Below are 23,383 nucleotides of genomic sequence, written 5' to 3'. Positions count from 1 at the left end.
TAAGGCAAAATATAATAGAAAAAGTTTTCTTTTGTCTGAATGTTGGGTGAGGGCTGTTGTCTGTGATACATAAAAGAGAAAGTCAGAAAAAAGACGGACAGGATATCAGCAGTTGGCCGGGAAAATAGCCCATTACAAAAAAGCAAATAATCTTATCAATAGTCAAAATTGTCACGTAATTTAAAATTTTTCTTTCCATTCATTAAGCAATTTTGCCAATTCTTCTTATGTAGAACAATACTAGAAAATTGCTGTGAATTAACCCCGATCATTCATGGTGAACTCAAAAATCAACCCCGATTATGATACTCGGGGTTTATATCATCGCGCCAAAATCTATAACAATCGAGCTGTTTTTTGAATTGGTATTGTTTATGATCCATGCAGTATTTAAGGTAAATACTGGAAGGGCAATTTTAGCGCCTAAAGTTGTAAGAGAAGCATCAACCCCTGAAGCAATTCCTGCCCTGAGCGCGACAGTCCCCAACATTAAAGGATATTCTATCCCAAAATGCGTATTTGAGCCTATATTCTTCATTTCATAATCAGCCGCTACAAGAAGGGCCACCCCAGGAATTTTGGCTGAAATACCCGCCGCATAAGAAGGATTAATGGAGGCAGTTGTAGCCCCAAGATCCTGTACAGGCCCATATGTATATGTTTGGCTTGTGGCATCAGCCGTAACTGTTTGAGATTTAGAAGCAGTCGTAACAGTTTCAAAAAGGTCTCTCGCCACAATTCCCGCGGATAGAGAAGTTACAAATGGGACATCAAAAGTAGTAAGAGCCCCTATATCGGCGCCAAAACCTGATCTTGTATTCCATTGTTGAGAACCGGAAAGAGTAGTAGTTGAAAATGCAAGAGAACCATCAATGCCGCCAATATATTTAAGATTGGCGCCAAAACTCAGATCCGGAAGAACAGAAAATGAATAAGTTTTCCCAAAAGTTAAAACCCCATTATAATTTCCTGTTGCAGAGCCATTTGCATCCAAACTGTTAGACGGCTTACTAAAAGACAAAGCTGTTGTGGGGATAACAGACAATCCAATCTTATTGATATTGGCTCCAAGCAATCCAACGATGGTCCCATTTACATCCAGCTTATTGGCATAATTATCCGAAATAAACTTAGCAGGGTCGGCAGCTGCGGTATATGAGGCCAAAAGTTTATCAAGGCCGTCATAAGAAGCCCCCAAAGAGCCCTGAAAACCTGCATTTCCAGCCTTCATAAGGCCTGCAGGATTATAATAAGAAGAAAATAAATCATAAGATATGGCAACTCCCGCGCCACCCATACCAGAAGATCTAGCTCCTAAAAGCATTTGTCCAAATGAAGCAGAAGAAAATAGTACAACAATTACTAAAGCAATCACCAGAAATTTTTCCATGAAAGCACCTCCAAGATATTTTATACTATCAAAGCGCTTTGGAAAAAGCAACTTTTCTCTTTTTCCAGAACCAACCCTTCTCCTTCTGATACTCTGACAACCCTAGATTTCCCCCTTACCAAATCCTCCCCAATATCTTCAAGCCATTTTATACAACAAAAAGAAGAAGGCTCCGGTCTTGGGCTTGCTATTGTGAAAAAAATACAGATGGGCATGGGGGGAAGGTCAGAGTAGAGAGCACTTTGGAAAAAGGAAGTAAGTTCGTAGCCAAAACTCTCTCCAAGAAAAAAAATGCGCGGGTTTCAAGAAACCCCAACATTAGGATTTGGTAATTATACAGCTACATATTCTGCAAATGATACAGACTCTGGAATCGGGATATGATCTTCAATAAGACCACTTATGTGCATTTCAATTGCTTCATGTATATTTTGTTCTGCCTCCTCACGAGTAGAACCTGTCGCTATGCATCCTGACAAATCAGGCGAGTAAGCTGAATAATTACCATTAGCTTTTTCAATAACAACAAGAAAACGATTCATAATTAGTTTACTCCTTTTTTTCTTTCAATCCAGATTGTTTCAAAATACTGTTTAGCGTCCCGGGAGCTAAATCATGACTAGGATGCCCCGCTATTGTTACTCTCCCTAGCTTCTCTGGATGTTTATATTGCTGATGGCTTCCTTTGATCCTAACTAAATACCATCCATCATCCTCAATCATTTTTATAACATCACGAACTTTCATCTTTATTATTATATTTTATCATTTTTACTACCCATAAAACAATAATTTTTTTAAGGACATCAGATCATCAGAATAAAATGGCAGCTCTCCCTCAGGGAGAGGATGACTGCCTAAAAAGTTGCTCTTGCCAAAGGATTTGGGTGAGGGCTTGCCCGAGGGCTCGGGCATCAAAATTCCCCTTGCCAAAATCTTCGAGCCTTTCTACACCACAAAAGAAGATCGGGTAGGATTGGGGTTGGCTATTGTCAAAAAGATTATTGAAGGGCATAATGGGAGGATTGAAGTTGAAAGTGAGGAAGGGAGAGTCACAAGGTTTGTGGTAATTTTATAGCTTTTCTCTCTCTTTCTCTATGATATAATTATTAAATAAAATTTTTTAAAGAAAAGGGGGCTGTTTTCATGGCTGAAACCAAAATGAGAATTACAATTAACCCTAAAATATTGGCCGGTAAACCAATTATTAACGGAACAAGGGTTCCTATTCATGCTATTTTGGGTTCCTTGGCGGCAGGAATGGAATACAAAGAAGTTATTAAAGAATATGGGATTGAATTTGAAGATATATTGGCCTGCTTAAATTATGCCGTAGACGTAGTCTCTTCAGAAGAAGCCTATACTTTGGCAAAAGGCAAATAGTTTGGTGAAATTTCTTATAGACGCAAATCTTCCTTATTCCAGTAAAATCTTACTAGAAAGCATGGGGTTTGATGCTTCACACGTAAAAGATGTTGGGCTGACAAATGCTTTAGACGATGAAATCTTTCTTTTCGCCCAAAAAAATGAATGCATAATAATAACAAGAGATTTGGATTTTTCAAACATAATAAAATTTGTTCCTGGCAAATATTATGGAATAATTGTTATGAGAGTTTCTTATGTATTAAATTCAGAACAAATTAATAACGTTTTAAAAGAATTTTTTGAAAAAGTGGATTTAGGCGAAATCAAAAAAGCTTTAGTTATTTTAGAAGGTGAAAGATATAGACTTAGAAAAGGTTTATAATTTTTTCTCACCCCACAACCAAACCCACAACTCAAAAACTCCCTCTTGCCAAACATTCCCCCTCGGTCTATGCTTAAAAGTAACGAGAGTCATTAAATGATTATAACTCAATTGACACAATGCCAAGCGGTGGGACATGCGGGGAGTTAACCCCGATTATTCATAGACGAACAGAATTCTAGCAAAGTGTTGGAAGTTTCCTCAGGTATGAACCCCGATTTCCTAATCGGGGTGAATAATCGGGGTTAAATCATAACAGGGTACCCTGCTACTATCTAACAGCTAAAGTAGCCCCATTTTTTCCCATAATTCTTTATTATTTTCTTTTGTTTTAGCGATAAGAGAGAGAACTGTCTCCTTATTCATTCCTTCAGTTATACCTTCAATATCTTTTACGGAATCACTTTTTGGAATTGTTAAGATTTGTAAAAACTTTGTCGCTTTAACTGCTCCTAAATTTTTATACAAAATATTCAAGCCTTCCTCAACCACTTCATCCCTAAAATTATAACTCATCAAAATTTCACCTCCATGAGAGATACAAAGTCAACAGGATTCAATATTATACATTTAGTAAATTTCTCGAGATGTTTTTTCTTTTTTATAATTTCATCATCACATGTCAAAAAATACTCACAATTTGAGGCCGATGCCATAGACAAATGCAAAATATCCATATAATCGCTCATTATATTTTCTTCCCAAATAGTATCCGCCAATTCTATCGTAGAATTTTCAAGTTTAATGGCATTAGCCGAAGCCGCAAGCACCAAAGACTCTACCGCATCTTTTTTGTACATATTTTTTATGAGAAAAATTTCTGTTAAGTTTGCCTCTGACGCCAAAATCTCAACCAAGCCGGCTTGAGCCCAAATAAAAATCTTATTAGCAGCCATAGCTTCTTTTAAGATTCTTTCTTGAGACAAATCATCAAATGGTCTGCAAAAAACATTAGTATTCAAGCACAACCTCATATAATTTAATTTTACCATACCAAACAAAGAAATTCCGCCTTAACCCAAACCCTGAAATCAAATCCATCTCCCCTTACCAAATCTTCCCCAATATCTTCAAGCCATTTTATACAACTTTACCCCGATTATTCGCCCCAACTATGATAATCGGGGTAAAGAAGAAGGCTCGGGTCTTGGGCTTGCTATTGTGAAAAAGATTATAGATGGGCATGGGGGAAAGGTTGGAGTAGCAAGCACTGTAAGCAAAGGGACTATGTTTGTCATAAAACTTTAGGTGAAACTGCTATATTTCTCGTCACTTTCCACTTCCAACTGACGACTTTTGCTACAAATTTTGATTTCTGCGCTCTGCTTACCACTGTCTAATTTGCGGTATGAAAATTGCTGGGGAACAGCATAGAGTATCAGATCATCAGAATATCAGAAGGAGAAGGTCAGATTATCAGAGTATCAGAAAAAAATATTGCTAAGGAGATATGAAAAATAATGAAAAAAGAAATAACAAATCAGGATTGGAAAAACATAAAACCGTCTCATGAAAAATTGTGGGTATGGCAAAAAGCTAATAATTTACATTTGAACATTTATAAAATATGCAAAACTCTACCTCTCACTGAAAAATACAATTTAAGATATCAAATTGAAAGATCATCAAAATCTGTCAAGGATAATATTGCCGAAGGCAATGAAAGCTATTACTTTAAAGACAAAATGAAAGCTTTTTATATAGCAAGGAAAGAAGCAAGTGAAACTCAAAATCACTTAAGAGACTTTGAAAGTAAAAAATATCTGGCTTCCACTCAATGCCAAGAAATGATTGATATATACGAAGAAATCAAAAGAGGCATTAACGGCTTAATTAAAAGAACCAGATACAAACAAGATGTTTTTAATAATAAAGGGTCAAAAAATTTAACATAAATTGGGTTTTAATCCATACCTTCTGATAATCTGATCCTCTGAACTCTCCTTCTGATGCTCTGGTATCCTGATACTCTTAAACTCCCCCTTGCCAAACCCTCCCCTTCAGTCTATGCTTAAAAGTAACGAGAGTCATTAAATGAGCATTTATTCAATTCCAGCATTGTTAACATCTTTTTTCACATTAGGATTGGGTTTTATTGTATTTTTAAAAAATCAGCACTCTCCAATCAACAAACTTTTTGCTTTATTGTGCTTTGAAACTCTTTATTGGCAAATATGCTGGTTTATCTCCTACTTTTTCAACAACCCATTAGCAAGAGAACTCATTGTCCGCATTGCTTTTTCGGTTATTGTTTTTATACCATTTACTTATTATCACTTCACAATTGTTTTTCTTAATATAAAATCACAAAAAGTAAAAATATTTTTTTCTTACCTTTTTGGTGCCATCTTTCTTCTTTTGATATGGACATCAAATATATTTATTGCCGGTTATAGAGATTTTTGGTGGGGTTATTACCCAAAAGCTGGAGGTTTTTTTGCAATATATTTAGTCGGGGTTTTCTTTTTTATGTTTGAAGCTCTTAGATTAATTAAAAACGCTTTAAAAATCAGCACAAACAGTATAAATAAGAACAAAATAAAATATATTGCTATAACTTTATTTTTATATTTCTTTGCAACAACTGAATATGCCATAGATTATGGGGTTCCGCTTTATCCAATAGCTACTTTTTTATTCACAGCAGGATGGGCTATCGTCGCCTACGCCATCCTCCGCCACCGTCTCATGGACATTACCGTCATCATCCGCAAAGGCGTTGTTTATCCGATTATTGTTGCCATATTAACCGGCGCATATTTGAGCGTTCTCTTTGTTTTGGGCGAAATGTTCCATGTTCTTTCGCAATTCAGTTTCTTTGTCATATCAATATTTTCAATTTTTGCATTAGCCCTTATCTTCCAACCCCTAAAATCAAAACTCCAGCGCTACATCGACAAAACCTTCTTTCATGAAAAGTATCTTCTTGAAAAGTCCCTCAAAGAATTTGCAGAAGCTTCAACAACGATAATTGACCTAAACGAGCTTCTTTCATTTATCACAAAGTCGCTAAAAAACTCCCTTTCCGCAAAACATATACAAATCCTTCTCCTGAACAAAGAAAAGAGTGAACCCCGATTTCCTAATCGGGGTGAATACAAATCATATGCGGCATTTCCCTCCCCTATCATCACATCTATAAGTGATAATTTTTTTATCGTACAAGAATTACTAAACAAAAATCAGATCGTTTCTCTTGATGATCTTGAGCAAGGTAAAAAAGAGAACCTCGTCTCTGAACTCAAAAAGCTTGAATCTCATCTCGCAATGCCGCTTATTTTCAAAGGCTCTTTGATAGGAATCATCCTTGCAGGAGCAAAAGATAACATGTGGTCTTACAGTTTCGAGGAACTATACCTTTTATCAACTCTCCTCCCACACCTTTCAATCGCAATTGAAAATGCAAGACTTACACAGGAGAGACTTGAGACTCAAAAGCAACTTCTTCAAACAGACAAATTGAAATCTCTTGGCACTATCGCCGCAGGTATTGCTCATGAGATCAAAAATCCGCTTACTGCGCTAAGTGGATTTGTAAAAATTGCTGAAGAAAGATATTTAGATAAAGACGCTCAATTTTTCAAAGATTTTAACGAGGTCGTCCCCGAACAAATTGAAAGAATCAAGCGGATGGCGGAAGGTCTCTCCCGTTACGGCAAAGAATCGTCCAGCGAGAAGAAGCTTGTTAATGTCAATAACACTATTGAGAAAGTTTTGAGGCTTTTTGAGGGGACTTGTGATAGGAAAAAGATTAAAATCGTTAAGCAATTGGTTTCTCTTGAAGAAATTCCTCTCATTAAGGCTAATGAAGAAGAATTGGAGCAGGTCTTTACTAATCTGATACTCAACGCAATTGATGCTATGCAGGGCGGTGGGACTCTCACAATTACAACCTCCACGAAAGCTAAATTCAATGTCGAGATTTCCATCTCCGACACAGGAACCGGTATTCCAGCCGACAAACTTACAAATATCTTCAAGCCGTTTTATACAACTAAAGAAGAAGGCTCGGGTCTTGGGCTTGCTATTGTGAAAAAAATTATAGATGGGCATGGGGGAAAGGTTGGCGTAGAGAGCACTTTGGGAAAAGGAAGTAAGTTTGTGGTAAGTTTGTAGAGGGAACCCTCACCCGAGTCTCTCGAGGGTTTGGTCGAGGGCTTGATCCCGCACATTTTTTTGTGCGAAAAAGCTTGATTGGGGCAAAAAAGCATATATAATTATAAAAACAAAGGGGTTGATGCGAATTGTCTGAAAAATTTGGAAATAAATCAACAAAAGAAATCTTGCCAAAAACATCATTAAGAAAGAATTTTGATAAAGAAAGTATTTTCAAAAAAAATTCTTTTTTAAGCGATTCTCTCGGAATTCCTCTTCAATATATTAATTCTTTTTCATCTAATCCGGAAGAATTCAAAGGGAATGTAGAAAATCTAATCGGCGTGGCTCAAATACCAATTGGTCTTGCAGGCCCCTTAAAAGTAAATGGACAATATGCTTGTGGCGACTATCTCATTCCTCTTGCAACAACAGAAGGCGCTCTGGTTTTAAGTTATGATATGGGATCAAAACTAACAAATCTTGCAGGCGGAATTAATACGAAAATTTTATCTAACTGCATTCACATAAGCCCATTTTTTATAGTTGAAAAAGATCAAGATGAGCAAAAAGTACTGGAGATGCTAACAATAAATTGGAGAGAAATTGTTGAGCTCGCACAATCAACAAGTAAGCACTTAAATCTATTAGAAATAAAGACTGAAAATATAGGCAAATTTTTAGTAACAAAATTTATTTATCAAACAGGAGATGCGCAAGGATTAAATATGATAAATAATGCAACGTATATAGTATGTGAAGAAATTAAAAAAAAGACAGGAGTATCTTATTTTTTAAGGTCACATTATAGTGGAGTAAAACATTATTCCATATTAAATCATAAAACAGGATATGGAAGAAAAGTCGTAGCAAGCATTACCATACCAGAAAAACTTATAAAAAGGTTACATGTTACACCCACGCAAATGAATTACTTTTTTAATGCATGCACAAAAATTGGACACAATGCAGGAGTACAAGCAGTAAATGTCCATGCAGCGAATGCAATTACAGCAATTTTTATAGCCTGTGGGCAAGATGTAGCAGACATTAGTTCCTCCCATGTGTGTTCCACATATTGCGAACTAATGAATAATGGAAAAGATTTATTCATACAATCAACATTGTATAATTTACTTGTTGCAACAATAGGAGGAGGAACGGGGCTTCCAACACAAAAAGAATGTCTAGAAATTATGGGTTGTTATGGAACAGGAAAAGCCAACAAATTAGCAGAAATCATAGCAGCTTGCGTCCTTGCAGGAGAAATAACAACAGCTTCCGCTGTAATAAATGGAACATATGTTAGTATTCATAATAAATATGGCAGAAATAAGCCAAAATAATAAGGGGAATTCTTAAAAAATGGGACTATTTCTTTCTTCTTCTATAATCTTTTTATCTATAATAGTGTTTTTAATAGGTTTTATTGGAATAATTAAAGACAAAAAAAATCCTATATACTTATCATGGTTTGCTTTTTGTACAACTGTTTTTTTATGGAGTTTTGGTTTAGGGATATTAACAATCACGCCAAATATTAATACTGCAAACATCTTTTATTTTGTACATTATTTGGGAGCAATTTCAATTCCAATTACATTCTTGTATTTTATACATAAATACATACTACAAACAAAAAACTTAACTCTTGATATAGGGATATTGGCGATTTTTACTGTTTTTCAGTATTTTCTTTTTATAGCAGGAGAACTATGTGCACCTCTAACTCAAAAATGGCAATTTACATTTTATACTAATCCATCTACATATTATTTGTTTTTTGTAGGTTATTTTTTTGTAGTAGTACTTTATTGCTTTTGCCTAATACTAAAAAAACTCTTTACACTTCAAGGCAAAGAAAAAACAAAAACAATTTATTTTCTTACTGCAACCGCTTTTGGTTATACAGGAGGATCAACGGCTTTCATTCTTGTTTTCGATAAGTTTCATCCTATCTTTGGTACTATTCCACCCTATGGAATTTATCTTTTTATGTTTTTTCCTATTTTAACCACATACGCCATCACCAAACATGATCTCATGAACATAAACGTCATTATCAACCGTACAACCGCATGGATCATAACAATCTTTTTCTTCGGCGGCATTTATGCAGCCCTATTCTCGCTGCACTTGTCTGTTGTATCCATAAAACATCCGTGGCTTATCCTTGTCTGGTCACTCCCTTACGGTGTATTAGTCGGAGAAACATTCCAACGCGTCAGACTCTTTATCCAGACAACAGGTGAACGAAAATTTATTCGAGGTCACTACGATTCCGATTCTCTCATTAAGGAGCTGACCGAAAAACTGATCCCCGCAGTCACAATATCAGAGGCGGCAAAATTATTAAAAGATAAATTAAAAAAGACCCTGGAAATTGATAACATCTGTATTTATGTAAGCGAAGAAAAAAAAGACGGAACCCCCCAAAGTTATACCGCAACCGAAGAAGATACCCTCCCCAAAATAGAAGCAAATCACCCCTTTATACAACAAATAAGCCCTATCCCCATATTTTTAAAGACTCTTCCTTCAAACATAAAAGAGAGTATAAAGGATTTTGAGCACCTGACAAAAGGAGAACTCCTAATCCCGCTCTTCTCTTCTGATCACCTGGAAGCCTTTCTAATAATAGGCAAAAAAGCATCCGAAAATTCTTACGATTCAAAAGATATCACTTTATTTGAAACCATCATGAATCATATGCTTGTTGTATTTGACCGCATACGGCCATACGAAGAAGTAAAAGAAAAATTTGAAACAACAGAAAGAAAGCTTATGGAATCAGAAAAGATGTTAAACAGGTCAACAAGGCTCGCCTCGCTTGGGACATTAACGGCAGGAGTCACGCACGAAATAAGAAATCCTCTTGCGGTAATAAGGCTCGGTATCAGCAAACTACCCGCGGAAGCTAGAAGCATAGACTATCTTAAAGAATTTAAAGAAAAATATATAAAGCATGTAGACAGAATAGAAAACATTGTCGATAAAATGTTACACCTCTCAAAGGAAAAAGAACGAACAGAAATGGGGGTCGACCTTAATAAATTGATAGAAGACTATCTGATAGAATTTATTCCGACATTGGGGAAGGTAACCGTAATTAAAGATTTAAAACCTATCCCTCAAATAATAGGGATCGCCGATGATCTGCATCAGGTCTTAACCAACTTTGTAGATAACGCTCTCCACGCTATGCCTGACGGCGGAACATTGACAATTAAAACCTATACAACAACAGAAGATCATATTCAAAGAGTGGCGGTGGAAATAAGCGATACCGGAATCGGAATCGCGGAAAAAAACATTGAAAAGATATTTGATCCGTTTTTCAGCACCAGACATGAAGGAACAGGATTGGGGCTCTCAATCAGTCATAAAATCATCGAAACCCACAAAGGAAAAATTGAAGTTCAAAGCCAAGAGGGAAAAGGAACAACATTTAAAATAATCTTCCCGTCAGCTTAACCCCGATTATTCCCCCCTATTAGGATAATCGAGGTTCACGCCATAATCAATAACTAACAAATTGTCAAACATTACTTACGGTATGAATAATCGGGGTTAATAACAGTTATAGAAAAATCTACTTTAAAAACCCTCGCTCCCTCCCCTTCTGTTCAACTTCTTCCCACATTTTACAATATTCCGCGCGTCCTTTCATAACCCTGTCAAGAGCGGCGAAAAGCTCATCTTCCTTAACAGGCTTTCTTAAATATTCAAGTTTTCTGGGAGTATTCTCCCATTTCTCCTTGTCTTCCCACGCGCTTAAAATAACTACGGGTATATAGTCTCTCCCCTGGCTTAATTCACTCCCTAAAGGATATTGCTCTTCTCTTATTTTCCATAATTTATTTAAAAATTGCATCCCATCCATTTCAGGCATTTTAATATCTAAAATAATACAATTTATCCTGTTTTTGGGGATTCCCAAAAGCCAATTATGCTGATCAATCTTATTTAACGCCTCTTTTGCCGAATAAACAACTGTAACATCATATTTCCCCGTACTCTTTATAAGATCGGCAATATCATCTGCTAAATCTTTTTCATCGTCAACAACCATTATCAATGGCTTAAACATTTTATCTTACCACTCCTTTTTCCCCTTTTTATATCCTAGCCCAATCTATGGGAAAAAATCTCCGATAAAGCCTTTTATAAAAAACATCAATCGCCTTTATCCATCCAAACATTATCCCCAAAACCAGGGATATAAGTAGAATAACCGGAGAGAATAAAATTGACGTAAAAACAAAGCTTGAAGGAGAAGAAAGTTTAGGCTCCAAAGGATCAATATCCCCAGCATCTCTTCTCTTCAAATATTCCTGGTATCTTAATTCCTGACATATATAATTCTCATTCAAGTTCTGGAAAAAAAAGACCGCATACCCTATGGGACCTACGATCGCACCATATAACATACATAGAGGAATCCATACAGGCGAAGTTATCGTCACAATAATACCAAAAAGAATCTTTTTTAAGAAAATATCTCCCAAATTATTCTCCAAATGAATAAAAGTGTTTTGTTGCAGTATTTTCTCATATGAATTAGTTGAAATCAAGCCTAAAATTTGTTAGAACTAAAGGGGAGTTGAATTTTGAAATTCAGACCTGCTATTAAAAAAGATTATCAAACAATCATAACAATCCTTAAAGATGTTGATGAAGATTATAAAGATCAAACTCTAGACAATTTCTATGTCGCGGAAGAAAAAGGCCAAATAGCAGGAGTTGTCAAATTAAAAAATTACGATAACTTCTTTTTTTTGAGTTCGCTTGCCGTCTCCCAAAACCACCAAAAAAGGGGGATCGCGTCGTTTATACTAAAAGAGTTAATCAAAAAATCAGATAAATCGATCTATCTTTATACAATAATCCCCGAATTTTTTAAAAAATTCGGTTTTAAAATTACAAAACAAAAATCATTCCTACCTTCAAAAAATTCATTGGAATGTGAAAATTGTTTTCCTGGAAAATGTGTCTGTATGGTAAAAGAGGGGACTGTTGCATAATGACAGTTTTTGCGATTTGTCATCCCCGCGAAAGCGGAGATCCATCTTAACCCCGATTATTATAATCGGGGTTGTTTTCTGAGAAATAGATTCCCGTTTTCACGGGAATGACCATTTGCAACAGTCCCACAGGCTAAACCTTTTAACGACCCGACAACCCGTTTAATGGATTAAAGCCTTTCCCAATAAACTCCAAACCTATCTCCCTATAATTATAGGCAAAAGATCTGCATATAGCATCATCTTCTCCGTGAGTTATTCGATCAAATTGAGGATAAAAGGCATGAACCAATTCATGCCTTAATAGGCCAACAGAATCAAAATAAAAAGCTAAAACCTCTTTATCAAAAAAACCCCTGTCAATAATAGGATAAATATATTTTAATGTGTCTAACATAGAATCAAGATATTCTTTGCGATATATGATACGTCCCCCTGCTCCACGGGCATCAGCCCTGTCATCAGGATCGGAGTAAACCGAAATTTTAACAACATGGGCTAATCCCAAAGCAGAAAGCATTTTTCTGGCATCTTCTATATACCGCCTCTGTTCCTGCGACAGATCACCGTCACTTACAAAATCTATTCCCTTTATTTCAGCTCTCTCAACCAAAGACAAGTCACTTCTTAGGGCATCAACAGCCCTCAACATCTGATCTTTTATGTGTTGGCCAACCAGGGAGTTATCAACTACAACTTCTATTTTTTCATCTTTCGAATTCCCTGCCAAACGAAAAACTTCAGATTTTAAATCATGCAATGATATCCTTTTGCCATCTCTATCTTCAACTTCTATTAAACTAAGAAGTACTATTAAGTCATTCTCCCTCTCTCCAACATACTTTCTATAGTCAACACTTAATAGCTCCCCTCTATTTATAGCCTCGGCATCATCACAAACATCTTTTGGTATATTAAGTTCCATTTTTAAATTATAAAAATAGTCATAAGGGACCCCTGAAACAGGAATCCCTTTCAACAGGTAGTCTTCTATCATTTTAGCGGCTCTCAGATAAGCTTCTACCCTCTCGCCAACATTCTTACTCTCCATTACAGCCCCACGCCCCCTCGTTAATTCAACATCCTCTCCCCACTCAAATACCGCATTATCTCTCTTTAGTATCCTAGGAATAAAAACCGAATCCTCATCATCATTTATCCACAATCCGGGAGCTTGAAGCTGGCGACTGTCAGGTATGCTAAGAGTAGAAATTGAAAAGGTTCCAAGCCCTTCAAGAGATACACTCTTTCTATCCAAAATCTCTTCACATACAGGTTGGTTATTAAATATCACTGTTATCCCTCGGACTAATCCTACATATTTTTCAGCCTTCCTTTTTAGCGCCATGTCTTTTAACAAAGCTTTACGCTTAAGCGCAACAACCCCGAGAGAAGATACAGCTCCCATATCTTTTGCAACCTCAATCCATGTACCTTGAAAATTACCGTCTACCATTCTGTAACTTTCCACTTCTATCTTTTTTAATTTTCTATCTTCCCCTCTGACACATTTAAAATCAATCTCAATTATCGTCCCCTTTCCTACGGAAGTTTTGACCCTTACAAAATCGGCTTCGGCAAAATTGGTTTTAAACCCTATCCCGTTTTTACCTATGTTTTTAACAATTTCTTCTCCAAGCTCCGCAATAACCGCTTCTTTGTTCTTGTCTTCAATGTTTAAAAAGGACTTGTTTGCTTTAAGAGGTGTCATACCACTGCCAAAATCCCTATATTCGGTAACATGATAAATGTGCCCGCTTTTCTCCTGCAAAGATGTCTCTATTTCAATCTTTTCACTCTGCGCATCCATTGCATTTTGAGTATTTTCCCTTATCTCTATAGCAGGAGCCAATTCTTGCCCTAAAGCGGTAGAGACAAGCCGTTTATTTAAGACTTTTATTGCTTGAGGTTCTAATCTTGAAAATTCCTCAAGCAGTCTCTGATGCTCTGCTTCCCCCTTCTCCCACCAGCCCGCATGCACCCTTGACGCCCAGGTATAAAAAGACAAGTCGTGACTGCGTGCAACTTCTCTTATCCCTTTCCCGCTTACAATGCTGGGCTCAAAATCTTTAAGCTTTGCTCCACTGCCAAAATCTTCTTCCCTAAAATATTTCACCCATATTTTATGATCCTCCTCGGTCAAAAGACGTACGTTTCCATTAACTACACTACGATAAAAATGATATCCATCATTAAAGAACTTAACAATATCAGTTATCTCCTGAATTTTAAAAAGATCAAACATATCATCCCATCGTTTTATTACTCTCTTAAATAAAGCCACATCTATCTCTTTCATTTCGTTCCAAATTTTTTCAACAAAACATAAATACAGCTCTTTATCTGTAAACTTCATATTTTTAACACGATTTTCGATCTTCTTTACCAGATCATCTCCTAACGCTCTCACAGCATCAGCCCCAACATACCCAAAGATCGGCAGATAAACCCCTTGAACATGATCACCTCTTATAACTCTGCGTAATTGAGAATCACCCCTCTTTACCTGTAATTTATAGTCTGCAGAAGAACTTGCCCAAGCCGTGCCCGCAGAAAACGTCTCAGGTAAAATCAAATCCACATCGCCAATATCAGCTGGCCCAAACTCAAACAACCCTTCTTTTGTAGCCCAGAGAAATGCGATTAACCCGCAATCTCTGTCTGTTAATATTTCATAAACTCTATAGGAAATAGCCTCGGGTACATTTATCTTTCCAAATTTAAGGTTGTCATGTGAGTAATCTATTACAGAATTAATAGATATCATTCCTGAAAAACTCTGGTCGCCTGAAGAAACAGCCAAACTTTTTTCTCTTTGTTTTCTTGCACTTCCGGCAGAAAAAACTTTTAGCTTTTCCATAAAAAATCCTCTTTCTGAGGAAGGAACCTTGCTTTTCATTAATTCGTATACATCACTTCTGGCAGAAACAACATACAATCTCCCCTCTCTCTCTTCTATGCCAACAATAGAAGCTCCTCCTCCGGCAGAAGCACAAACAATCCTTTCTAATTGTTCAACCTGTTCCACTCCATATTTTAAAATCAATTTTCCCCGAGGTCTGCCAATATCATCATAAAGATCAGGAGACATAACCCCTTGAGTCTTTCTGATCATCCCAAAATAATTTATTTCCGAAGAAGCAAATGGCATCTTATCAAAAAGCAAATCCATCAGGGAGATATACCCAAATCCTCTCTGCCTCGCTTCTTGAGCTCTTTTTTTTAATTTCTCTAAAACTATGGCAGCTTCCTCTCTAGTCCTCTTCCCTCCAGACATCAAAGAATCCAAATAAAGATCATTAACACTTCTAAGTTTTAAACGTGATCCGCCAGATCCTTCTTTTTTTACTTCCAAAACATCGGATTCAATATCTTCTCTTAATCCATAGGCAACATCGATATCTCCGTGTTTTCTCTTTCCCCTTACATCACTATTAAAAAAATGATCGAACATAAAAGGGTTATTAGCATATCGAACATTCAGTATTCTGTTGTTTTGAACATCTTCATATATAATGGGGTTATTTCCAAAATCTCCGACCCAAACTGTAACCCCCCTCCCTTTATAAACTTTATTATCAGCTCTGGCCAATCCCCCTTTGTCAGGATCAAAAGAAAATAATCTATCATCAAGATAAATCTTTTTTACTCCATCTTTAATTTTCAAAAACCTAAACGCCCCACGGTTAGGGACAAAAACAACCCCTTCTTTTAGCTCTCCCGTATAAAAAATTGCTTGGCGCACCATTGCTGACAAGTCAAATCCATCTTCACAAGTTATTTTATCCATTGCCGCCATAAGGGTATTAAGTTTCGCCCACTTTTTATCCCCATCCTCTGTTAAAATCTTCTCAATTAATTTACCAACTCTTGCAAGCTCTTCCCTGCCAAAAACAACCCTGTCTGAAGATTTGGGCCTTCTAAGTCCTGTCCCCATCTCAATTGCGATATCGACTCCGTTTAAAACCTCAACTTCAATCCCCTGCATTTCAACCCCCCACAATAGGATACTAACCCTCCTTTTTTGTGAACCCTCCTTTTCCGCTGTCTCGCTATCCCCTTTTTGATCTTTAAATGAATAAAGATTTAAAGGGAGCCTTTGGTCATCATAAGAGGGTTCCTGCTCTCCGTCAGAAGCACCTATCATTAAATAATTTTTGACTAAATTCTCAGCCGTCATCCCACGCCCATTATCATAGATTGAAAATCCTTTATCAGTAATCGTTACTTCCACCCTGCCTTCAACCCTTTCTATCCCGCATCCAAGCTCTTCTATATTTTCTAAAGGATTTATTAACCGTCCGTTTAAATAAATCGCAACACCTCTTACAAAGATGAATTGCCTTTCGATATATTGCTCAAAACTTCTTACTTCCCCTGCAGTCAATCGTTTGTTAACCTCTATTTTTGTCCCGCTTTTACAAGGAAAATCATCAGCCTCTTCCAGCTCAGATGTAACATCAGAATTATCTCCCGCTACACCATAACAATTTATTCTGCGAGCCTGCCCTTCCTTGGTCTTCGTAGTGAGTCGCATCGAAGCTTTCTCATCTCCGGCTATCAACCTGAACATCTGCAGGCGTCCCTCCCCATTTCTTCCGATCCCCTTCCCATTCATAATTCCCTCCATTAAAACCTCAATCGCATTTACAATCCCTTCGCTTAAAGCCTGAGATGGATCAGCGCTCTGTCTGTGGATCAGTGGCTCCATACGTTCAGGAGCAAGAGCATACCCATTCTTTCTCTGAACTCTTTCAAGCGCAGAAACAAGTTTCCCAGGTTTAAATAACTTGGCACACTTCTTTTCTGAATAACCGGCACAGGTAATTGCAAAAGAGGCCAATAAGCCAAAGGGGAATCGCCTTGGCTTCTTAGTAAAAATTCCAGCCAAAGAAGAGGAGAAAATTCTATTATTTTTTACTGTTCCTGGAGCTAAAATCATAGTATTATTTTCTACATATATATCGGAAAAAATGGCTTAAAATTGCAACATCCCTTGAATCCAGACGTTTAACAAGTTAAAATGACCCTATAAATATGATTCCAAATTATCCGCAATTCAAACCAATTTTGATTGAAGATATAGAGATAATCAAAAAACATTTAGCTTTATTTTCTCGTAAAATCTGCGAACTCAATTTGGCAAATTTGATGGTCTGGCAAGACTTCGACAGGCCTCAGTTTACAATTATAAATGATAATTTATGCATACTTGTAAACAACTTAAATGAAAAGCCATATTTTCTGGAACCTTTGGGCAATAACAAGCTTGAAGAAACTGTCAATATATGCCTAAAACATGTAGATAAATTATCCCGTGTATCAGAAAGCTTTATATCTCTTATCCCCCAACACAAATACAATATAAAATGTTTAAGATCACAGGGAGATTATATTTACGAAACAGAAACACTGGCAAACCTTAAAGGGAAAAAATACGACGGCAAAAGAAATCACATTAAAAGGTTTATCCGTAAATTTCCAGAGTATAATTATGTAAAAATGGATGCCGGATTACAAGAACAAGCATTGGATCTTTTTGAACAATGGTTTGAAGCAAAAGAAAAAGTAAAGTCTTTTCATAAGCTTTCTTATCTCTCCCAAAGAAAGGCATTAGAAATGGCCTTCTCCCATTTTAAAAAATTAGATCTGGACGGCGGCGCGCTTATGACAAATGAAGGGATGAAAGGTTTTATGATTAGCAGCCCTCTGTCAAACAATATGACTTCAATCCATTTTTCATACACAGATGTTACTGTCCAGGGGAGCTCTCAAATTCTTTTATGGGAAGGATGCAATAAAACCTTTAACAAATATAAATATATTAATTTGGAACAAGATGTAGGGATATCTGGGCTTAGAAAATCAAAACTCTCCTACCATCCTCTTAAATTAGAAAGAAAGTTCGAAATTACAGCTAAAAATTAAAGAACTCTTGTTACAGATCCATTAGCAGAACCGCTGTAAGTCATGGCTCCATTCTCCATATGATTTACATCAGGAATCAAGTATCTAAGCTCAAATCCCGCGTTAAATCCGCCTAATGCCCATGAAATTCCGGCTTCCGCCTGCACGCCTGTCGTTTGGGTGGACACCCCGCCAGAGGAGATCATATTATAGCTGACGCCGGCGCCAAGATAAGGCTTTAAATTTAGAATCTGCTGACTGTAAATCAAATCAACCGTCACAGGAGTATAAGTTGTTTGAACTCCGTTCTGGTTGTAGGTTGTTGTCTGGACAGCTCCCCGCAAAGACCAGTTTTCAGTTATTTTGTAATCGGCCGCAACTCCATACATAATTGAAGATTGCCCATTTGAAGGCGTATAAAGGCCGGCATTTGCCGAAATGGTTAAATTGCCCAACCCAACAGCGAAAGATGGAACAGAAAGTAAACAGATTGCAGCAAAAATAATAAATACAGAATAAATTTTTTTCATGTAAACCTCCAGCGTTGTAATTTCGCCCATGATTTTAACACCTAAAATCGGCTTTAGCAATGGTATAATTTTAAAAAATGATTGTATTAATTGAATTTGAGAAAAAGCCTATCCTTTTTGACAATCCTACAGAGATTATCTCCTGTTCAAACATTGCAGATGTCCCTTTGTGTTTTGACAAAATAGAAAAAGCTTTGAAATCAGGCTATTTTCTGGCAGGGTTTTTGTCTTATGAAGCAGGATATGCTTTTGAGCCTTGCCTGCAGGATAAACAAGAATATCATTTCCCCTTAATCCACTTTGGAGTATATAAGAAACCTCATTCTCAGCGCGTAACAGACCCTTCATGGTCAAGCTCAAAGAAAGAAAATCAGAAAGAAAAAATCCTGCAATTCAGAAAAAACATTTCAAAAGCAGAGTATTTCAAAGATATAGAAGTAATCCGTTCTTATATTGCCAAAGGCGATGTCTATCAAATTACTTACTGCTTAAAATCAAGCTTCAGCTTTACAGGCAAACCTTTTTCTCTATACAAACAATTACTAAAAGAACAGCCTGTCCCCTATCCCTCTTATATAGAAACAGAAGATTTCAAGATTTTATCTTTGTCTCCAGAATTATTCATAAAAAAACAAGGAGAGAAAATCCTTACAAAGCCGATGAAAGGGACATGGCCGAGGGAAAATCTTTTTTCTAGCCTGTTTGGCGGCTTAAGACTTAAATATGATAAAAAGAATCGGGCTGAAAATATAATGATTTGCGATCTTTTGAGAAATGATTTAGGAAGAATCGGGGTAGATATAAAAGCTCTATCTCTTTTTGAAGTTGCAAAATATAAAACTCTATTTCAAATGACCTCGACAGTAACGGGAAAAATCGATCCCAAAATCCCAGTTTTTGACATATTCAAAGCTCTCCACCCTTCCGGCTCCGTAACAGGAGCTCCAAAAATCCGTGCGATAGAGATCATCCGTAAGCTTGAAAGAGAGGAAAGGAAAATTTATACAGGGGCGATCGGCTATATCACGCCTGAAAGAGATATGTTTTTTAATATTCCGATAAGAACCCTTTTAATCCAAGGATCAAAAGGAGAGCTTGGAATCGGAGGAGGAATCGTCTGGGATTCAACCCCTCAAGGCGAATATGATGAGTGCAAGTGGAAGTCGAAGTTTTTGACTATGGTTTAGAGATTTCCAAATCCTTGCAAATCTTCTTGGCTAAAAAATCATGAATTTCATTGTGTCTGGTCAACCGTCAGTTAGTGAGTTCGTTCTTTATATTTTAAATTAAATTCTCAGGATTTTTAATGGAGACTTTACCTTTAACAAGCTTTAGCCTTTCATTGTCTAAACTTACAAGTAAAGATCCGTTTTCTTTGGCAGTTTGAACAATTAATGCGTCCATCCCACGGACGCCTGTTAAAATCGCAAGCTCATTTGTTATTTTATCTAAATTTTGAAGGAGATCATGCTTTGTTTGTGTCATTACCTACCGCCTCCTACTAAACCATATTTTTCTAAGTGATATTATACCAGTTGAGCGGTGTTTAAAAAAGCAATTTTTAATATCCAATCTTTCGACAAGCCTCGATTACCTCGGGGCAAGCTCAAAACAAGTTTTCCAACCGTAAGTTCGCGATTTGATTCTAAGATAAGTTCAATTTGCCTTTTTATCATACTTCTATTTTACGACATATTATAGAGCAGTCAGCATGTTATACGGCTATGAGATAGGGGTCAACAGCTACTCTGTATACATTTCGCGAGTTGCTATATCAAAAAATATGCTAAAATAATTTTATGAGCGGGTGTGCCTTATGAATCCAATTGTTGATCAAACACCTAAGGAGAAAGATAATATGCCAAATAAAAAATATTCTGAAGTTGAAAGTTATTTTAAAGAACATTTTTTTGATGAATTCAAAAATATAAAAGGAGTTGAAGAAAAAAAAGACAAGCAAGATAATGTTAAAAAGATCGAAACCCTTTTTAATGTGCAATTACCCCCCGATTTAAAAGCATTTATTCAATTTATTGATAAATATGATTTTTCTAAAGCAAAAACACCGAGTCCTATACAATTTTGGGATTTTAACCAATTTCCCATCCCAAGCCAGCAAACTAATATTTTTGAAAACATATTGGAAAACAAATTATATCTAATAATGGCTTTTACAAATTCAATTTTTATCGGGTCTGACATAAGTGGCAACACATACTTCGCGACAGTTGACAAGAAATTCTCGGAAATTATAGTTTATTCGCCAGAATCAGATGAAATAAGATTTGTTGCAGATTCAATCCAATCTTTTTTATATCTTAATCACTTAGAAATGCTTTTAGATGCTGGTTTAAAAGGAAAAAACATACAATATGAAAACATACAAAGAAAAGATATTGAAAACTTAGATTTTATTAAAGATATAAAAAACAAATTTAATCTTATATCAAAAAATGTCAACCTTAAAGATAAAAACCTAGATATAATAACAGATATCGACGAAAGCTTGCCTTTTATATCTGGAATAAATCCAAAATGTCTTCCAAAATCAAACATTGTAGATTTATATAAACGCTCCAGATGGATCATAAATTTCCTACAAGACCCATCATCCTTAGAAGATGAAAATTTGTCTATACAAAAAAAATACATCTTTAATAAAGAGATGCAAAACTCTTCTAACGCCGATTTAGTAACTATAAAAATATACTGGCTATGGAGATTATACTTATTAGACGAATATGAAGAATTTAAGAAGTTAATGCTAAAAACAAAAAAAGACAAAGCTATCATAGTTAGTCACACAGCTTTATTTTTAGAAAAACTAGCAGAAAATGATTCCCCAGAAAATCCCAACAATTTCGCCGCTTTCAAGGAAAAATCTACCTGGAAAAACAAAAAGAATCTTATGGGCATATTTCAAAAACAAACAGAAAAGGCTTTTTTTAGTACAGAAAAAGACAAACAAAACCAACAAACCTGGGATCGGCTATGTTATGAATATTATAAACAACAAAATTGGGAAAAAATGTTAGAGGCAAGCTTAAAATCCTTAGATATCAATCCAAATGGATATTATGCATGGAGACAAAAGGGAATAGCTTATATAGGATTAAAAATGTATGAAGAAGCATTAGTCGCTCTTGATACTGCCATAGGCTATGCTAAAGAACTTTATCCAAAGCGCATCAGCAAGGAAGATTTTATAGGTCCGTTTTTAAATAAACTCGATGTGCTTGCTGAATTAAAAAACAAAAAAGAGATATTCCCTCTACTTAAAAAAGTATTCAAGTTCAGCCCTTACTATAAAGATGAGGTGAAAAAAGAAAAAAGCTTTAAGTATCTTCGCGAAACAAAAGAATTTCAAGAAATAACAAAATAATGCTAAAACAACATTATGAATCGTCTGGGATTCTACCCCTCAGGGGGAATATGATGAGTGTAAGTGGAAGTCGAAGTTTTTGACTATGGTTTAGAGATTTCCAAATCCTTGCAAATCTTGCAAATCTTCTTGGCTAAAAAACTCACCTGAAATTTCAAAAAAAAAAACCGATATATACGTAAGACAATTATGGGGAGAGAGGGGAGAGAAATGTATCTGTTGGGAAAAAGGCAGTTTGACTAGGATTGATCAATTTGTATAGAGATTAAATTGTGTTAAAGCTAAGGAGTAATTATTATGAATGTAAATACATATGTAGCCATCAGCAGCTTAAGGATTCGTTCTGCAGATGAAAATGTAAATGTAACAAGTATTATAAGACAAAGATTGACAGGTTCTCCTTACAAATTCAGACCAAAAGATACTATAGAAAAATTAGACACAATTCGCAGTATGCGGCAACAATCATGTGTAGTAGATGTGGAGCCAGCAATGAGTGATTATGGTATCTCTAGTAGTGCGGAAGAGATAGAACTTCCATCTATGGTTTCTATTGCAGATGATCTTCAATTTATGGGCCCCGTTAAAGTTAAATTATTTAAACAAGTCATGGGAACATATAAACCCCAAGGAACCGATAATGACGCAAATCAATTGACCTTACTTCTTGACGATCCTTCAAAAGAAGGAGAAATATTACACCATGTAAGCTTAATTGAGGCCAAAGAATTTGCTGAACGATTATATCATATAAAAGGCACTTACTTTAGAATTGCAACTGAAAATGAAATTTTAACCGCCAAGCGGGTTGATCAAACCTTAACTAATAGCTTGCGATCTTTTCCAATTTGGACTGAAGATATCTATCCTCCAATAGAAGGTGAAAGTGGAAATGCTACTCCAAACTTTGTGATACTTTTGGACACAAACCAGTTTAGCGGAAAAGCAGAGGATCGGATCGCTAGCATTTGCCTTGTTATGGATCAATCCAATTGTTGAACAAATATCACAGGGCGAATATGATGAGTGTAAGTGGAAGTCGAAGTTTTTAGCTAAAAGCGCCTAACAACAAAAGTATTGAAAGGCGCTTAACATATTTTAACCCCGATTATTCACCCCGATTAGGATAATCGGGGTTCACGTCAGAATCAATAACCAACAAATTGTCAAACATTACTCGAGTATGAATAATCGGGGTTAATATCTTATTAACGCAAATTTTGTTTTTTTGTTTTCTCCGTTTGATCATCACGAGGAACCTCTTCAACTGAAACCAACGGGATATAAAGAGTCCCTATACTTTCG

Annotated in this window: 23 protein-coding genes; 12 read left to right on the top strand and 11 right to left on the bottom strand. The window is 36.1% G+C overall.

Going from position 1 to position 23,383, the window contains the following annotated elements:
• Positions 1-316: 316 nt before the first annotated feature.
• From A2290_05105 to A2290_05090, 4 genes are all read right to left on the bottom strand, one after another.
• The gene (locus A2290_05105; protein ID OGC16873.1) at positions 317-1,390 is read right to left on the bottom strand and encodes a hypothetical protein; all 1,074 of its coding nucleotides are present in this window, start codon (positions 1,388-1,390) and stop codon (positions 317-319) included.
• A 20-nt stretch (positions 1,391-1,410) separates the two neighbouring features.
• The gene (locus A2290_05100) at positions 1,411-1,605 is read right to left on the bottom strand and encodes a hypothetical protein (GenBank protein OGC16872.1); all 195 of its coding nucleotides are present in this window, start codon (positions 1,603-1,605) and stop codon (positions 1,411-1,413) included.
• A 117-nt stretch (positions 1,606-1,722) separates the two neighbouring features.
• The gene (locus tag A2290_05095) at positions 1,723-1,932 is read right to left on the bottom strand and encodes a hypothetical protein (GenBank protein OGC16871.1); all 210 of its coding nucleotides are present in this window, start codon (positions 1,930-1,932) and stop codon (positions 1,723-1,725) included.
• 7 nt (positions 1,933-1,939) lie between these two features.
• On the bottom strand, positions 1,940-2,137 hold the full coding sequence (locus A2290_05090) for an addiction module toxin, HicA family (GenBank protein OGC16870.1): 198 nt from the start codon (positions 2,135-2,137) through the stop codon (positions 1,940-1,942).
• 124 nt (positions 2,138-2,261) lie between these two features.
• Between A2290_05090 and A2290_05085 the strand changes: the two genes are divergently transcribed.
• From A2290_05085 to A2290_05075, 3 genes are all read left to right on the top strand, one after another.
• Positions 2,262-2,468: a hypothetical protein gene (locus A2290_05085; protein ID OGC16869.1), complete on the top strand. Its 207-nt coding sequence runs from the start codon at positions 2,262-2,264 to the stop codon at positions 2,466-2,468.
• A 68-nt stretch (positions 2,469-2,536) separates the two neighbouring features.
• Complete coding sequence (locus A2290_05080; GenBank protein OGC16868.1) at positions 2,537-2,773, top strand: hypothetical protein; 237 nt, start codon at positions 2,537-2,539, stop codon at positions 2,771-2,773.
• Between the two features lies 1 nt (position 2,774).
• A complete protein-coding gene (locus A2290_05075; protein ID OGC16867.1) occupies positions 2,775-3,140 on the top strand; it encodes a hypothetical protein in 366 nt (121 codons plus the stop codon).
• A gap of 282 nt (positions 3,141-3,422) precedes the next feature.
• Here A2290_05075 and A2290_05070 read toward each other — a convergent pair whose 3' ends face one another.
• Together A2290_05070 and A2290_05065 are read right to left on the bottom strand one after the other, a co-directional pair.
• The gene (locus tag A2290_05070; GenBank protein OGC16866.1) at positions 3,423-3,656 is read right to left on the bottom strand and encodes a hypothetical protein; all 234 of its coding nucleotides are present in this window, start codon (positions 3,654-3,656) and stop codon (positions 3,423-3,425) included.
• The gene (locus A2290_05065; protein OGC16865.1) at positions 3,656-4,114 is read right to left on the bottom strand and encodes a hypothetical protein; all 459 of its coding nucleotides are present in this window, start codon (positions 4,112-4,114) and stop codon (positions 3,656-3,658) included. The genes A2290_05070 and A2290_05065 overlap by 1 nt, the downstream gene beginning before the upstream one ends.
• Positions 4,115-4,636: 522 nt before the next feature.
• Here A2290_05065 and A2290_05060 point away from each other — a divergent pair.
• The 4 genes from A2290_05060 to A2290_05045 all read left to right on the top strand — a co-directional run bounded on the left by A2290_05060 (position 4,637) and on the right by A2290_05045 (position 10,709).
• Positions 4,637-5,035, top strand: coding sequence for a hypothetical protein (locus tag A2290_05060; protein ID OGC16874.1), 399 nt, complete (start codon positions 4,637-4,639; stop codon positions 5,033-5,035).
• 139 nt (positions 5,036-5,174) lie between these two features.
• The gene (locus A2290_05055) at positions 5,175-7,256 is read left to right on the top strand and encodes a hypothetical protein (protein ID OGC16864.1); all 2,082 of its coding nucleotides are present in this window, start codon (positions 5,175-5,177) and stop codon (positions 7,254-7,256) included.
• A 128-nt stretch (positions 7,257-7,384) separates the two neighbouring features.
• Positions 7,385-8,581, top strand: coding sequence for a hypothetical protein (locus tag A2290_05050; GenBank protein OGC16863.1), 1,197 nt, complete (start codon positions 7,385-7,387; stop codon positions 8,579-8,581).
• A 19-nt stretch (positions 8,582-8,600) separates the two neighbouring features.
• The gene (locus tag A2290_05045) at positions 8,601-10,709 is read left to right on the top strand and encodes a hypothetical protein (GenBank protein ID OGC16862.1); all 2,109 of its coding nucleotides are present in this window, start codon (positions 8,601-8,603) and stop codon (positions 10,707-10,709) included.
• A gap of 118 nt (positions 10,710-10,827) precedes the next feature.
• Here A2290_05045 and A2290_05040 read toward each other — a convergent pair whose 3' ends face one another.
• Positions 10,828-11,325 carry a hypothetical protein gene (locus A2290_05040; GenBank protein ID OGC16861.1) on the bottom strand — a complete coding sequence of 166 codons (498 nt, stop codon included), beginning with the start codon at positions 11,323-11,325 and terminating at the stop codon, positions 10,828-10,830.
• Between the two features lie 28 nt (positions 11,326-11,353).
• Entirely contained in the window at positions 11,354-11,743 is a 390-nt protein-coding gene (locus A2290_05035; protein OGC16860.1) for a hypothetical protein, read from the bottom strand.
• A 102-nt stretch (positions 11,744-11,845) separates the two neighbouring features.
• Between A2290_05035 and A2290_05030 the strand changes: the two genes are divergently transcribed.
• Positions 11,846-12,259 (top strand): hypothetical protein, encoded by a 414-nt coding sequence (locus tag A2290_05030; protein OGC16859.1) that lies wholly within the window; start codon positions 11,846-11,848, stop codon positions 12,257-12,259.
• Positions 12,260-12,401: 142 nt separating this feature from the next.
• Here the strand turns inward: A2290_05030 and A2290_05025 are convergent, their stop codons facing one another.
• Positions 12,402-17,201, bottom strand: a complete 4,800-nt coding sequence (locus A2290_05025) for a hypothetical protein (protein ID OGC16858.1) — start codon at positions 17,199-17,201, stop codon at positions 12,402-12,404.
• A 95-nt stretch (positions 17,202-17,296) separates the two neighbouring features.
• Here A2290_05025 and A2290_05020 point away from each other — a divergent pair, with 95 nt between their 5' ends.
• Entirely contained in the window at positions 17,297-18,187 is an 891-nt protein-coding gene (locus tag A2290_05020; protein ID OGC16857.1) for a hypothetical protein, read from the top strand.
• Here the strand turns inward: A2290_05020 and A2290_05015 are convergent.
• Positions 18,184-18,696 (bottom strand): hypothetical protein, encoded by a 513-nt coding sequence (locus tag A2290_05015; GenBank protein ID OGC16856.1) that lies wholly within the window; start codon positions 18,694-18,696, stop codon positions 18,184-18,186. The two genes, A2290_05020 and A2290_05015, sit on opposite strands and share 4 nt — an antisense overlap.
• Before the next feature lie 77 nt (positions 18,697-18,773).
• On the opposite strand from A2290_05015, the gene A2290_05010 reads away from it, so the two are divergent.
• Complete coding sequence (locus A2290_05010) at positions 18,774-19,883, top strand: hypothetical protein (GenBank protein OGC16855.1); 1,110 nt, start codon at positions 18,774-18,776, stop codon at positions 19,881-19,883.
• A gap of 94 nt (positions 19,884-19,977) precedes the next feature.
• Here A2290_05010 and A2290_05005 read toward each other — a convergent pair whose 3' ends face one another.
• A complete protein-coding gene (locus A2290_05005; protein OGC16854.1) occupies positions 19,978-20,181 on the bottom strand; it encodes a hypothetical protein in 204 nt (67 codons plus the stop codon).
• 331 nt (positions 20,182-20,512) lie between these two features.
• On the opposite strand from A2290_05005, the gene A2290_05000 reads away from it, so the two are divergent.
• Complete coding sequence (locus tag A2290_05000; protein OGC16853.1) at positions 20,513-22,078, top strand: hypothetical protein; 1,566 nt, start codon at positions 20,513-20,515, stop codon at positions 22,076-22,078.
• Positions 22,079-22,375: 297 nt separating this feature from the next.
• Entirely contained in the window at positions 22,376-23,077 is a 702-nt protein-coding gene (locus tag A2290_04995; protein ID OGC16852.1) for a hypothetical protein, read from the top strand.
• Positions 23,078-23,383 lie beyond the last annotated feature (306 nt).

The organism is candidate division WOR-1 bacterium RIFOXYB2_FULL_36_35, from assembly GCA_001771505.1.
Taxonomy (GTDB): Bacteria; Margulisbacteria; WOR-1; order XYC2-FULL-46-14; family XYC2-FULL-37-10; genus XYB2-FULL-36-35.
The sequence above is the reverse complement of the archived record's forward strand: the minus strand, read 5'-3'. Positions and strand labels throughout refer to the sequence as shown.